We start from the raw sequence: 13,066 nt of genomic DNA, 5'->3' as shown, positions 1-13,066 counted from the left end.
GCGACCGGCACATAACCGGTCGTATCACGCGAAAGCCTGCGCTTACTTCGTTGCAGCAACCTGGCCGCGAATCTCGCCGCCGGGGTTCTTCGCCGTGTGCACGTTGAAGTACCAGTTGCCGGCCAGCAGATCCTTTTCCTGCGCGTCGGTCAGCGTCGCGTGACCCTTGATCGGGCTCGGCAGATCGGCGGCGGCGATCGGAATCACCACGCTCGCATTCTTGCCGACCGGTGCCGGGCCGTGGAAGTGCGCCATCGTCGCCGGGCCGGTCAGGCCCGAGTACTCGACCGTCCACTGCAAATCCTTCGACGACGTGTCGTACATGCCGGTCAGCTGGCCGTGACCGTCGCTGGTCTTCGGCGGCACTTCGGCGGCGGCGGTCAGATCCGCGTGCACGTTCAGCATGTCGGCCATCGCGATGAGCGGCGAAGCCAGGCCGATGGTCAGGGCGAGTGCGGAGAGAGTCAGGTTCAGTTTCACGATGTTTTCCGTTTTTGAGTGGCTGGGAGCAGGTCGCAAATCGGCAGCGTGGTGGCTGCTTGCTTTCAGAACGTACACCCTTGGGGAATTATTCCATCGGTTTTTCGTTGTGTGATTTCCGGTTCCGGGTGCGGCTCCCGTTCGTGCAGTGCGGCAATGCTCATGCGTCATCCCGCGTAACGGCTTACCGCACGGCCGATTCGCCGGAAGCTGCATTGCCGCGCAATGCCCGGCCGACAAACTGGGCACCCAGCGTTCGTCTCGCACGCGATAGGTGACTCATCGCCATTGCGACGGGAACGTTCAGCACGCTGGCCGTTTCGTCGTAGCTCAGGCCTTCGACTTCGATCAGCAGTAGCGCAACGCGCTGCACGTCGGGCAGGCAATCGACAGCGTCGACGATCGATGGGTCATGTCGCTGTGTGGACGTATCGTGACGACGGTCGCCATACATCGGGGGCTCATGCCGCTCGCTGTGCCAGGTCGCGTACAGCTCGCACAACAGCGCGACCCATGGCGAGACGTCGTCGGAGCGCGAATGGTACGGCTGCTCGAGCGTCCGTGCACACGCGCATTGCACGAGATGCTCGGCTGCGCACCCGTCTCCGCAGAGTCGCAACGCGAATGCCCACAGCTGCGGCAGCATCGTGATGAGCTGCGCAGACAAGGTGTCTCCGTCCGATGTAACTGCGCGTGTTCGGGCGCGCGATGTCCTGGTATCGAATCGTGCAGTCATGCACGGCTCCGTCGAATGGAATAGGTCGCTGCGGCACGGTTGCCGCGTTCGCGTACTGGCCGGTAGGGTAGCCGTTCAACATGTCAGCTGCGTTTGATAATTCCGATCCGCTCGATAGCGATAAGTCATCGCGTGGCGCCCTGCTCGTCGACACATCAATACACGCAATAATTCATGCACATCTTTTCGCAAATTCCTTTCGGAAATGCCATGTAGATGCATAGCGTTATTGCTCATCGCGTTTACGGCTGACAATTAAAACGAGCTATCTGTTTAATTTCAAAATTCGATTGGTCGCTCAATACCGCATTCAATACCATTCGCTGCGTATTGAGCCACAAGCGCGCCACAAGCGACCCGCCCCCCACAATCAGCTGGAGACGATCATGGCGAAATACGCCAGACATGCCCTCAAGTTTCTTCCCGCAGCGCTCGCTGTCGCGCTTGCGTCGACATCATTCGCTGCCGATCTCACGCGCGACGCCGGCGCTCCGATCGGCGACAACCAGAACTCGCAGACAGCTGGTCCGAGCGGCCCAACGCTGCTGCAGGATTCAGATCTCACCGAGAAACTTCAACGCTTCGATCGCGAACGCATCCCCGAGCGTGTCGTGCATGCACGTGGCACCGGTGCGTTCGGCGAGTTCGTCGCGGACGCCGACATTTCGGATCTATCGAAGGCGCAGGTTTTCACGCCGGGTGCGCATACGCCTGTATTCGTGCGGTTTTCTACGGTGATGGGCTATCGAGGATCACCCGAGCAGGCTCGCGATCCGCGTGGCTTCGCGACGAAGTTCTACACGCAGCAAGGTAACTGGGATCTGGTCGGCATCAACTTGCCGATCTTCTTCATTCGCGACGCAATCAAGTTCCCCGACTTCGTTCACGCGAACAAACCGAGCGCGGTGACCGGTGTGCAGGATGCCAATCTCGCGTTCGACTTCTTCGCGCACGCGCCCGAAGCGACGAACATGCTGACCCGCCTGTACACCGACGGTGGAATGCCGAATTCGTACCGGCATATGGATGGCTTCGGCGTGCATGCGTTCAAGCTCGTGAATGCAAAAGGCGAAGTGCATTACGTGAAATTCCATTGGAAAAGCGAGCAAGGCATTCATGGCATCCGGCCGCAGGACATTCCGGCATCGATCGGAAAAGACTGGAATCTGATGTCGAACGATCTGTATGGCGCATTGAAAAATGGCGACTATCCGAAATGGGATCTGTATATCCAGGTATTGAATCCGGATGATCTCGGCAAGTTCGACTACGACGCGCTCGACGACACGAAGGTCTGGTCGTCGGTGCCCGAGCGCAAGATCGGCACGATGACGCTGAACCGCGTGCCGGACAACTACTTCCAGAGCACCGAGGAATCCGCGTTCGCACCTTCGCGAATGGTGCCGGGCATCGAGCCGTCGGAAGACCGGATGCTGCAGGGTCGCCTGTTCTCGTATGCCGATACGCAGATGTACCGGCTCGGACCGAATTACCTCGACCTGCCGATCAACCGGCCGCGCGTGCCCGTCACGAACAACAATCAGGACGGCCTGATGAATTTCGGCGATCGCAAGGGCGACGTGAACTACGAGCCGTCGAGTATCGCGGAGCTCGCACAGGACCCGCAGTACAAACCTGTGCAGACGCCGCTGACGGGCACGACACAGCAGCAGGCGATCCACAAGACGCTCAACTTCCGCCAGGCCGGCGAGTACTACCGGTCGCTGTCTGCGCAGGACAAGGGCGATCTCGTCACCGCGCTCGCTGCGGATCTGAACCACGTCACGAACGACGGCAACAAGTACACGATGCTGTCGTACTTCTACAAGGCCGACGAGGACTACGGCAAGCGTCTCGCGAGCGCCACGCATGCGGATGCTTCGCGTGTCGCGCAACAGGCTGCGAAGCTCGCTGACTGATGCGGTGACTGTGCGTTGCGCGACGGCTGGTGTCATGCCGTCGCGTGACGAATGTCTGATCCTTCGTCTTCCGGTAGACCCAACATGCGATCCGTTTCCCGACTGAAGTGCGCAGCGGCATGCGCAGTCGCATGCATTGCGTTCGCCGCCGGTTGCAGCACGACGCCCGAACTCGTCGTGCCGACACGCGACGCGGTGAGCGCGAATCTTCATCGATACGATGACGAATGGTTCGCCGCCGCGCGTCTCGGCCGTATCGACATCCTGAAGGCGCTGCTCGATGCCGGCTATCCGGTCGACAGTCAAACGGACGCCGGCTATACCGCGCTGATCCTGTCCGCATACGACGACCAGCCGGCCGCGCTCGATTTCCTGATCGGAGCGGGCGCGAACGCGTGCGTCGGCGACAGCCATGGCAACACGGCGTTGATGGGCGCGCTTTTCAAGGGCGAAGCGGCGATCGCGCGACGTCTGATGCAGACGTCGTGCAACATCGATCAAACGAACAATGCGGGAGAAACGGCGCTGTCGTTCGCAGCGTTGTTCGGACGCCTCACGTTACTGCCCGAACTGGTCGCGCACGGCGCGAATCCCGACCACACCGATGCGCATGGCGGCACTGCGCTGCAGATGGCCGACGCGCAGGGCAATCGCGCGGCGGCGAATGCGCTGCGCAAGGTGGGCGCGACGCGCTAGAAGCGCACCTTCACCTGGAAGCCGATCGTGAACGGCAGATCGTCGGAGGGGATCGGCGGAATGACGATGAAGTTTGCACCGACATTCTTGTATTCGACCATCACGATCGGCGCGGCGACCGGGCCGATCGTGTGATTGCGACCGAGGCCCCAGTTGCCGTAGTTGTAGCCGGAGATGATGCCGCCCATCGCCGCGAGTCGAATGAAGCCCCAATGCAGGAATTCCGGTGCCCAGACGCCACCGCCATACCACGACGGCCGGCGCAGCGAATTGCGGAATCCGCCTGCGGTCACCGCCCATTCGCTACCGAGCCAGCACTCGACGCCGAGGCCGGGATTGAACTGCTCGAAGTGCTTATCGCGGTCGGGATTGATGTGATACGAGCCGAGCATCGCATCGACCCACACACCGCCTGAACACCAATCGGCCGCGCGCGTGGCCGGCGCTGCGGTCAAACCGGCGACGAGCGCCGCTAATGCGAATACGCGCGTCGTTCTCTTTGTCGTCTGCCAAAAACGCATGTCTTCTCCGTCACCGGTCGCGCGCCGGTGTCACGATTGTTGTTCCGCCGAGGTTATCGGGCTGCGCCCGTCGCACTGTACCTCAACCTGTTGCGGGGCAGTGGAGGCGCTGCTCAGAATCACGGGCACGGGAACTGCGGCACGCGGAACGCGTTGCCGTCAGGGGAAAGGACAATAGCGAAAGCGGGTGACAGAGGGGTGAAGAAGTTGCAACGCGGGCCGTCGGTCTGTACCGCAGCCCGCGTTGCAGGGATATATCAATAGCAGCTCAGAGACCGAGATCCGACAGGCCAGGATGATCGTCGGGACGGCGGCCGAGCGGCCAGTGATACAGACGGTCGGCTTCGCGGATCGGCAAGTCGTTGATGCTCGCGTGACGACGCGCCATCAGGCCATGCTCGTCGAACTCCCAGTTCTCGTTGCCGTACGAGCGAAACCAGTTGTTTGAATCGTCGTGCCACTCATACGCGAAACGCACCGCGATGCGATTGTCGCCGAACGCCCACAGCTCCTTGATCAGCCGGTAGTCGAGTTCCTTCGCCCATTTGCGCTGCAACAGGCCGACGATTTCCGCGCGCCCGGTGACGAACTCCGAGCGGTTGCGCCACACGCTTTGCGGCGTGTACGCGAGCGACACGCGCTGCGGGTCGCGGGTGTTCCAGCCGTCTTCGGCGCCTCGCACTTTCTGGATCGCCGTTTCGCGTGTGAACGGCGGAACGGGCGGACGGGTTTCGATCGAATCGCTCATCATGTTTCCTCAGGGTGAGATCGCTTGCGCGACCGGTAGTCGGGTGTGGTGTGTTTAGTGGTCAGGCCGACGGTTTGCGCGATGGGGTGGTGTTGCTGTCGAGCACTCGCTCGGCCGCGGCGCGCGCATCGAGCGCGGCATCGGCGTCGCCGCTCACGAGCGCGACGCCGATCGCACCGTCGATCAGAATCAGCCATTGACGGGACAGGCGCGCAGCAAGCCGTGCGCTCTCGCCGCTCGATGCGATGTATTCGTCGCAGACGGTTCGCACGAATCGCAGCAGGCGTTCCTTGTGCTCGCGCGCGACGATCCGGATCGGGTCGTCGGCCGTAGCGATTTCGCCCGCTGCGTTCAAAAATGCGCAGCCGTGAAAGTCGTCGGACACGAACCATTCACGCAGCACGTCAAACATACCGAGAAGCTGCGTGCGCGGCGTTCTGCCGTGGCGCTTCGTGCCCGCGATGAACCAGTTCATCCAGCGTTCGTCGCGTCGCTCCAGTGCGGCTGCGACGAGCGCATCCTTCGATTCGAAGTGCGTGTAGAAGCTTTTGCGCGCGGTGCCTGACTGCTTGACGATCGCATCGACGCCGGTCGCGTGGATGCCGCCTGCGTAAATCAGCGCTTCGGCGGCCTCGAGCAGGCGTTCGCGTGCGCTGGGTGTCGTCGGGGAATCGGGAGAGGTCGTCATGTCGTTTAAGGTAGAACGATCGTTCTCCCCTGTCAAGATTTTCGTCTTGATGTGCGCTGCTGCGCGCGGGATCGCGTGACTTCGGTTATCGTGATGTCGATCGCGTCACGGACTCTTCGCCATGAAAAGAATCGCAGGCCGCGCGGCTTTCGCGCGTATGTTGTCGACTGTCTTCGCTGCCTCCGTGCTCACGCTCGTGGCTGCGTGTACGCCGCTGCAGGTGGTCACGCACACTGTCAGCCCGACCGAAGCGCGCGTGCCCGCTGGGCAATACGCGCTCGATCCGCACCACTGGAGCGTGATTTTCGATGTCGACCATCTGAAGTATTCGCGCTTCACGATGCGGTTCGATCGTGTGAAGGCGCAGCTGGACTGGAATCCGGGCGGACTCGACAAAAGCCAGGTGGACGTGACGATCGACGCAGACAGCGTCGATACGAACGTGCCGATTCTCGACAAGCTCGTCAAAAGCGACAGCATGTTCGACGTTGCGCGCTATCCGCAGATGCATTTCGTCAGCACGCGCTTCGAGCGCACCGGCGATGGACGCGGCACGTTGACCGGCGATCTGACGATTCGCGGCGTGACGCAACCGGTCACGCTCGATGTCACGTTCAATGGCTTCGCGCCGGATCCGCTGACGAAGCAGGACACGCTCGGCTTTTCAGCGGAAGGCCGCTTCAGTCGAGCGAAGTTCGGGTTGGGAACGTGGTATCCGGCCGTCGGCGACGACGTGCATGTGCGCATTCAGGCCGAGTTCGTGCGGCCGGCAGCCGGTTGATTCCGAGGCTCGTTACGCGGTCCAGTCGAGAATGACCTTGCCGCTTTCGCCGGACAGCATCGTGGCGAAAGCCTTTTCGTAATCGGCGACCGCAAAGCGGTGCGTGAGGATCGGCGAGAGGTCGAGTCCGCTTTGCAGCATCGCGACCATCTTGTACCAGGTCTCGAACATCTCGCGTCCATAAATGCCCTTGATTTCGAGGCCCTTGAAGATCACCTGGGTCCAGTCGATCGCGGTCTGCGCGGGCGGAATGCCGAGCAACGCGATCTTGCCGCCGTGATTCATCGCTTCGAGCATCCCGGTGAACGCGCTCGGTACACCCGACATCTCGAGCCCGACGTCGAAACCTTCGGTCATGTGCAGATCGGCCATCACGTCGTGTAGCGTTTCGCGCGACACGTTCACCGCGCGCGTGGCGCCCATCTTGCGCGCAAGCTCGAGACGGTAATCGTTGACGTCGGTGATCACCACGTTGCGCGCACCGACGTGCTTCGCAATCGCGACAGCCATGATGCCGATCGGTCCCGCGCCGGTAATCAATACGTCTTCGCCGACGAGGTTGAACGACAGCGCGGTATGCGTCGCGTTGCCGAACGGATCGAAGATGGCGGCGAGATCGTCGGAGATGTCCGACGGAATCTTGAATGCGTTGAACGCGGGAATCACCAGGTATTCGGCGAACGCCCCTTCGCGATTCACGCCGACGCCCGTCGTATTGCGGCACAGATGACGACGCCCCGCACGACAGTTACGACAGAAGCCGCACGTGATGTGCCCTTCGCCGGACACACGATCGCCGATCGCGAAACCGCGCACTTCCTGACCCATCTCGACAATTTCGCCGACGTATTCATGACCGACGTGCATCGGCACCGGAATCGTCTTTTGTGCCCAGTCGTCCCACTTCCAGATGTGGATGTCGGTGCCGCAGATTGCCGTCCGCTTGATACGGATCATCACGTCGTTGTGGCCGACCTCGGGTTTCTTCACGTCGGTCAGCGTCAACCCGGGGCCGCGTTCCAGTTTCGCAAGTGCTTTCATGGGGATTCCTGATCTTCTTCAGATAACGCCGAGCGAACGGCCGACGCTTGCAAATGCGTCGATGGCGCGATCGATCTGTTCTGTCGTGTGTGCGGCGCTCATCTGCGTGCGGATGCGTGCGCGGCCCTTAGGCACGACGGGGTACGAAAAGCCGATCACGTAAACACCTTCTTTTAGAAGCGCGTCGGCCATGCGCGACGCGAGCGTCGCGTCGCCGAGCATCACGGGGATGATCGGATGTTCGCCGGGTACGAGTGTGAATCCCAGCGCGCTCATCGCCTGACGGAAATGCGCGCCGTTCGCGCGGACGCGTTCGCGCAGCTGCGCGCCTTCGTCGCTGGCGAGCAGTTCCAGTACCTTCAGCGAGGCCGCGGCGATGCTCGGTGCGAGCGTGTTCGAAAACAGATACGGCCGCGAACGTTGACGCAGCAGCTCGATGATCTCGCTTCGAGCGGCAACGTAACCACCCGATGCGCCGCCTAGCGCCTTGCCGAGCGTGCCCGTGATGATGTCGACGCGCGAGAGCACGCCGCAATGTTCGGGCGTCCCGCGACCGTGTTCGCCGATGAAGCCGACTGCGTGCGAATCGTCGACCATCACGAGCGCGCCGTAGCGGTCCGCGAGATCGCAGATGCCGGCGAGGTCCGCGATGATGCCGTCCATCGAGAACACGCCATCGGTTGCAATCAGCTTGAAGCGCGCGCCGGCTGCATCGGCTTCACGTAGCTTCGCTTCGAGGTCGGCGAGATCGTTGTTGCGATAGCGAAAGCGCTTCGCTTTCGACAGACGCACGCCGTCGATGATGCTCGCGTGATTCAGTTCGTCGCTGATGATCGCGTCGGATTCATCGAGCAACGTTTCGAAGAGCCCGCCGTTTGCGTCGAAGCAGCTCGAGTACAGGATGCAGTCGTCGGTCTGCAGAAAACCGGCGATCGAGCGCTCCAGTTCTTTATGGACCGTCTGCGTGCCGCAAATGAAACGCACGGATGCCATGCCGAAACCGTCGTGATCGAGACCGGCTTTGGCCGCTTCGATCAGGCGTGCGTCGTTTGCGAGGCCGAGGTAATTGTTCGCGCAGAAATTCAGCACGCCAGCGCCTTCATTAGCTGCGGCCAGACGGATCTCCGCCGACTGCGGGCTGGCGATTACGCGCTCCGTCTTGTGGAAACCGTCTGCACGGATCTGGTCGAGTGTCCCGCGCAGATGGGCGAGGTAGGTGTCACGCATGAATCGGGCTCCTGATGGGTCGTCCGGACGATGTGCGGTCGGGCCGCGTGCTGTTATAGTCGGTGTTCGGTTTTGCCGAATATTTTCGATTTTCCGAACTCATGTTCGGGATATCGAACAACTCTAAATCATAGGTCCTTAAATGGCAAGTTCGGCGACCCGTCGTCAGGCCGCGCCCGCTCCGTCCATTCCGCCGGCCTCCGCGCCTGCTGCCCCGCCTCGTGTCGGCGAGCAGATCCAGCGCCTGCGCAGCGAGCGGCGCATGACGCTCGACGAGTTGTCGCGCACAGCGGGCGTGTCGAAGTCGATGCTGTCGGAGATCGAACGCGACAAGGCCAACCCGACGATCGCGGTCGCGTGGCGGCTGACCAACGCGCTCGGCGTGAGCCTCGATTCGCTGTTTGCCGCGCAGAAGGCGCCCGAAGCCATCGAGGTTTCCGGTCCGCACGACATCCCCACGTTGAACGGTCACGATGCGCGATATCAGTTGCGCGTGTGGGGGCCGATCGAACTGGCGGGCCGTTTCGAATGGTATGAGCTGACGTTGCAGCCGGGGGGCGCGCTGGTGTCGAACGCACACGAGCCCGGCACCCGCGAGCACCTGACCGTGCTGCACGGTTCGATCGAAGTGGAGGCCGCCGGCGAAACCCGGCGATTGAAGACCGCCGACACCGCGCGCTATGTCGCAGACGAACCGCACGCGATTCGCAATGCCGGCAAAGGAGAAGCGAAAGCGCTGCTGATCGTGATTCATGGCTGAAATCCATGATGAGCGGTGGCGGTCGAACGCGGCGGCTGCGGTGAACGGGACCCGTTAGCCGATCGGCCGAGGTTGCGGCAATCACTGTATATTTGTACAGTATACGCCCGACGACCGGAGCCCGATATGAACGACATCACCGATCACGACCTGGCCGCCCGACGCTTCCAGACCGCGGCGCGGGACCTCGAGCATATTGTCCGGCACATCGCCGGGCGTTACATCGTGCGTGGCGTACCGCTCACGTGGCGGCTGTTGCACGCGATCGAGGCGGAAGCGCTCGCCGACCTCGGGCTCGCGAGCCGGCACGATGAAATCATGCTCAGCCTGTTTCAACGGCCGGGCAACTTGCCTTATCCCGAAACTGACGATCCGGTGAACTTCGGTTCATCGAATGCGCTGCCGGCGGTGTTCGCATTCGCGGTTTCGGCCTATGAGGAGGCGGAGCGTCGCGCGATGTCTCAGAGCGCGACGGTGCAAAAAGCGACGTCATCACGCGCAAGGCGCGGGCGAGCCTGGGGCGGCTGACGTGCGTTGAGGGGGTGCCTCGGTACGTCCGTTATCTCCTGGAAAACCTCACCACGAGCCAGTTCTGCACCTACAATGGCGCAACTAACTGGAATAGAACCGTGTCTCCTCCCCATCCATCGAGCGACGATCTCTTTATCCAGGAACGCGAAATCTGGCGTCGCGATCCACACGCCGCGTTCGATGGCTGGCTTGTCACACAGCGCTTGCGGCAATCGTCGGCTGACGTTTATCGCGCGCAATGGGGAGCCTTCCTCGAGTGGATCACGCTTCGCCGCAAGGATCTGATCTCGGTCGATACGCCGACCATCGCGGAGTTCGCCGCAACGCTGCCAGTTCGCAAGCCTCAACGTGTCAGATATCTGCGGCTGATCGAACGGGTGCTCGATCACGTTCGGGCGATCGAACTCGCATCGACCAATCCAGCGCGCTTCATTGCACAAGACGGTGAAGCGTCGTGGCGCGATGTGGCCGATAACGAACCCACCAGTTTCCTCAGTACAGCCGAGCGGGCAGCACTCGTCGCTCATCTGTTCTCGCCTCTGACGATACTGTCCTCCACTCAACGGTGGAGGGAACGTCGGGATCGGGCGCTGACAGCGCTCTTCCTGGGGGGAGGCGTAAAGACAGGCGAAGCAGCAAAATTGGCGGTTAGTTGCGTAGCTCCCGGGTCGCCATGGGTGACGATCGAGTCCCCGGATCCACAACTCACTCGACGAACGCGACTGTCGGCGTTCGCTGTCCCGATTCTCGACGCCTGGTTGGCGGAGCGGCGATTGTCCGAACTCGCTGGGACATTGGTCTTTCCAGCGTCGGCAGCCGGCCGCCCGATGCACAAGGCCACGATGCTGCGCGCAGTCGATGCGCAGATCGAGGCGTGCGGAATCGCCGATGCCCGTGCCGCGAGGGCGAGTCCGCATACGTTGCGCAATTCATTCGCCGCGGATCTTTTCGAGAGCGGCATTGCGCCGGAACTGGTCGGCCAATGGCTGGGGTTCGTGCAATCGATTTCGGCAAACAGGTTGCATCGCGCGTGGAAACTATGGGCGGACAAGCAGCAACCGGCAGATCAGGCCGGTGAAGAATCGAAAGCGACGTAGTGCACTTGCCCCGGCGGATGTGCATTTGCGAAGAGTGCGCTCCCGAAAATGCTCCCTTTTTCGATCCCGTATTTCCTCACCTTTTGAGCAGGCGTGTACGAAATCACTATGACGGGGCGTTGGTGAGCGACAACGAGACGAATCGACTCACCGCCTCGAGGCGAGAGGCGCCAGGTCCAGACGTGTGTTCACACTCGGGGCAAGACAGTTCATACCGGTGATCGATCTGCGAAAGCTCCGGCTCACCTTCAGAACATTTGGGACAGTGGGTGGGGAGCGCGACGTAGCCGTCGGCCGTGGTTCCGATCGTTGCAAGCTCTTCTGCGTTGAGACGTCCAGCAGACGCGAGGGTGCACAGCAGATTCGCCAGAGCGGGATCGGTGCCCTGCTGCGCTCGCAGCTGCGACAGTTCCTTCGTCAAACCATCGAGCTCATCAGATTGTTCGCGTAACTGCGCGTCGAGACGATCCCCGCGAGCTTTTGCCGCGGCCAGCTGCTGAATGAAGTCGAATTCCTTTCGACTCGCGTCCCTGATCCCGGACTGGTAGGTCGTCGACATGGCGCGCAGCGAGTCCAGCTCGACCAGCATCGGCTTGACGCGTCGCTCGGCTTCGGCGATCGCATCCTTGATCTGCTGGGCGTAGTGCTCGGTACTTTGGCGCATTTCGATGTGGAGCGCGTCTATCCGGTCACGCAGCGTCGCATTACCTGCCTGTTCGGTTTCCAGTTTTTTGCCAAGAGCCTCGTTTTCCGCTTCCAGTCGACGAACCGTGTTCTGCAGTCCGTCGTGATAGGTCGCGCCTTGCGTGTTGGTCGCCGCAAGCTCGCTTTCAAGGATGCGAACGCGGTCCCAGGCAGCGTCCGCGCGGGTTTCGGCCCGTTTGATGGCCTCCTCCGACGCGTCCTTTCGAATTTCTGCCTCGCGGATAGACTGTTCCGCAGTGGCAAGATGAGCGTGAATTTCCTCGCGCTCGTTATTCAGCGCGATGCGGGCGTGTGCCAGGGCCTCGTCGAACAACGCGGCCAGAAATTCACCGGCTCGAGTTTCCAGTCCTTCCGGAATCGCGCCGGCGCCGATACGGGTTTGCGCTGTCGTTCGTAGGCGCTCCCAGAAGGTATCGATGTCCTTCGGGATATCGCTCGCGCTTCCGGTTTGGGTCAGGTCGCGGACCGCAGCCATAGACGGGCGAACGCCCATATCGAAGAACAGTCGTTTGCAGGCATGCAGCGACAGGTCCTGCCGTCGTGCGCCACTTTCCCGCATGCGGTTGAGCTCTTCACGGATCGATTGGCGTTCCTGATCGGGTGTCATTTGGTCTTCCGAGCCAACAAAGTGGAGCAATAATAACAAATTACGTATTTTTTGCTACGAATCTTGAGGGTGTTGCTGCTGGTGGGGAGGCTAACCGACCTAGGAGGTTGCAAACCTTTGCTGGAAGTCCGTTGACACGGTGATTTCGTGAAACAAAATGAAGAGTTGTGGCTATCTTATTGGTTTGAATATCTTTTTTGTAGTTGCCTTCGTTTTGGCACTGTTTCACGGAATGGCGGGGATTCTTTTCTTCTCTGCACGCAGGTTTTGTCCTTGAGAGTAGTAAAAGTAAACACCCTTGAACCAAGTTAAAAACGTTAACGCCATGGCAAACCCTTGTCAGATAAGGCTCTGCGGGCTCAAAGGTGAAGCTTTACGGGACTGATGGTGAGTCTGTCCGGGGACCTGGAGTGACGGGATTCGGGGAGACACGTGAGAGTCTTCGGGTATCGAGGTGAGCGGGTTCGGGGGAGGCTCGCAACTACAGGTTTGGAATAGGTGAGTGGTTTCGGGATCAGGTGGTGGTCTC

General features: G+C 61.1%; 14 protein-coding genes. 6 read left to right on the top strand and 8 right to left on the bottom strand.

Annotated features, from left to right (window positions below; genetic code table 11):
- Positions 1–42: 42 nt before the first annotated feature.
- Both E1748_RS07685 and E1748_RS07680 read right to left on the bottom strand, forming a co-directional pair.
- Entirely contained in the window at positions 43–480 is a 438-nt protein-coding gene (locus E1748_RS07685; RefSeq protein WP_420819292.1) for a CHRD domain-containing protein, read from the bottom strand.
- A 184-nt stretch (positions 481–664) separates the two neighbouring features.
- Positions 665–1,147, bottom strand: a complete 483-nt coding sequence (locus E1748_RS07680) for an RNA polymerase sigma factor (RefSeq protein WP_166653514.1) — start codon at positions 1,145–1,147, stop codon at positions 665–667.
- A 455-nt stretch (positions 1,148–1,602) separates the two neighbouring features.
- Between E1748_RS07680 and E1748_RS07675 the strand changes: the two genes are divergently transcribed.
- Together E1748_RS07675 and E1748_RS07670 are read left to right on the top strand one after the other, a co-directional pair.
- Entirely contained in the window at positions 1,603–3,135 is a 1,533-nt protein-coding gene (locus tag E1748_RS07675) for a catalase (RefSeq protein WP_133646501.1), read from the top strand.
- Between the two features lie 84 nt (positions 3,136–3,219).
- Positions 3,220–3,831 carry an ankyrin repeat domain-containing protein gene (locus tag E1748_RS07670; RefSeq protein ID WP_133646500.1) on the top strand — a complete coding sequence of 204 codons (612 nt, stop codon included), beginning with the start codon at positions 3,220–3,222 and terminating at the stop codon, positions 3,829–3,831.
- On the opposite strand, the gene E1748_RS07665 is transcribed toward E1748_RS07670, so the two are convergent.
- The 3 genes from E1748_RS07665 to E1748_RS07655 all read right to left on the bottom strand — a co-directional run bounded on the left by E1748_RS07665 (position 3,828) and on the right by E1748_RS07655 (position 5,788).
- A complete protein-coding gene (locus E1748_RS07665; RefSeq protein WP_133646499.1) occupies positions 3,828–4,352 on the bottom strand; it encodes a hypothetical protein in 525 nt (174 codons plus the stop codon). The two genes, E1748_RS07670 and E1748_RS07665, sit on opposite strands and share 4 nt — an antisense overlap.
- A 268-nt stretch (positions 4,353–4,620) precedes the next feature.
- Positions 4,621–5,100 (bottom strand): nuclear transport factor 2 family protein, encoded by a 480-nt coding sequence (locus E1748_RS07660; protein ID WP_133646498.1) that lies wholly within the window; start codon positions 5,098–5,100, stop codon positions 4,621–4,623.
- 61 nt (positions 5,101–5,161) lie between these two features.
- The gene (locus E1748_RS07655; RefSeq protein WP_133646497.1) at positions 5,162–5,788 is read right to left on the bottom strand and encodes a TetR/AcrR family transcriptional regulator; all 627 of its coding nucleotides are present in this window, start codon (positions 5,786–5,788) and stop codon (positions 5,162–5,164) included.
- A 121-nt stretch (positions 5,789–5,909) separates the two neighbouring features.
- On the opposite strand from E1748_RS07655, the gene E1748_RS07650 reads away from it, so the two are divergent.
- A complete protein-coding gene (locus tag E1748_RS07650; protein WP_133646496.1) occupies positions 5,910–6,569 on the top strand; it encodes a YceI family protein in 660 nt (219 codons plus the stop codon).
- A 12-nt stretch (positions 6,570–6,581) separates the two neighbouring features.
- On the opposite strand, the gene tdh is transcribed toward E1748_RS07650, so the two are convergent.
- Both tdh and E1748_RS07640 read right to left on the bottom strand, forming a co-directional pair.
- The gene (tdh, locus tag E1748_RS07645; protein WP_133646495.1) at positions 6,582–7,610 is read right to left on the bottom strand and encodes an L-threonine 3-dehydrogenase; all 1,029 of its coding nucleotides are present in this window, start codon (positions 7,608–7,610) and stop codon (positions 6,582–6,584) included.
- 18 nt (positions 7,611–7,628) lie between these two features.
- Positions 7,629–8,837 (bottom strand): glycine C-acetyltransferase, encoded by a 1,209-nt coding sequence (locus tag E1748_RS07640; protein WP_133646494.1) that lies wholly within the window; start codon positions 8,835–8,837, stop codon positions 7,629–7,631.
- A 142-nt stretch (positions 8,838–8,979) separates the two neighbouring features.
- Between E1748_RS07640 and E1748_RS07635 the strand changes: the two genes are divergently transcribed.
- The 3 genes from E1748_RS07635 to E1748_RS07625 all read left to right on the top strand — a co-directional run bounded on the left by E1748_RS07635 (position 8,980) and on the right by E1748_RS07625 (position 11,225).
- Positions 8,980–9,597 (top strand): helix-turn-helix domain-containing protein, encoded by a 618-nt coding sequence (locus E1748_RS07635; protein WP_133646493.1) that lies wholly within the window; start codon positions 8,980–8,982, stop codon positions 9,595–9,597.
- Positions 9,598–9,723: 126 nt separating this feature from the next.
- Complete coding sequence (locus tag E1748_RS07630) at positions 9,724–10,125, top strand: DUF2471 family protein (protein WP_133646492.1); 402 nt, start codon at positions 9,724–9,726, stop codon at positions 10,123–10,125.
- A gap of 101 nt (positions 10,126–10,226) precedes the next feature.
- The gene (locus E1748_RS07625) at positions 10,227–11,225 is read left to right on the top strand and encodes a tyrosine-type recombinase/integrase (RefSeq protein WP_133646491.1); all 999 of its coding nucleotides are present in this window, start codon (positions 10,227–10,229) and stop codon (positions 11,223–11,225) included.
- Positions 11,226–11,331: 106 nt separating this feature from the next.
- Here E1748_RS07625 and E1748_RS07620 read toward each other — a convergent pair whose 3' ends face one another.
- Positions 11,332–12,537: a DNA-binding protein gene (locus E1748_RS07620; protein WP_133646490.1), complete on the bottom strand. Its 1,206-nt coding sequence runs from the start codon at positions 12,535–12,537 to the stop codon at positions 11,332–11,334.
- Positions 12,538–13,066: the final 529 nt, after the last annotated feature.

This window comes from Paraburkholderia flava, from assembly GCF_004359985.1.
GTDB lineage: Bacteria > Pseudomonadota > Gammaproteobacteria > Burkholderiales > Burkholderiaceae > Paraburkholderia > Paraburkholderia flava.
Note: the sequence above shows the minus strand (reverse complement) of the source record. Positions and strands in the feature narration are given on the sequence as shown.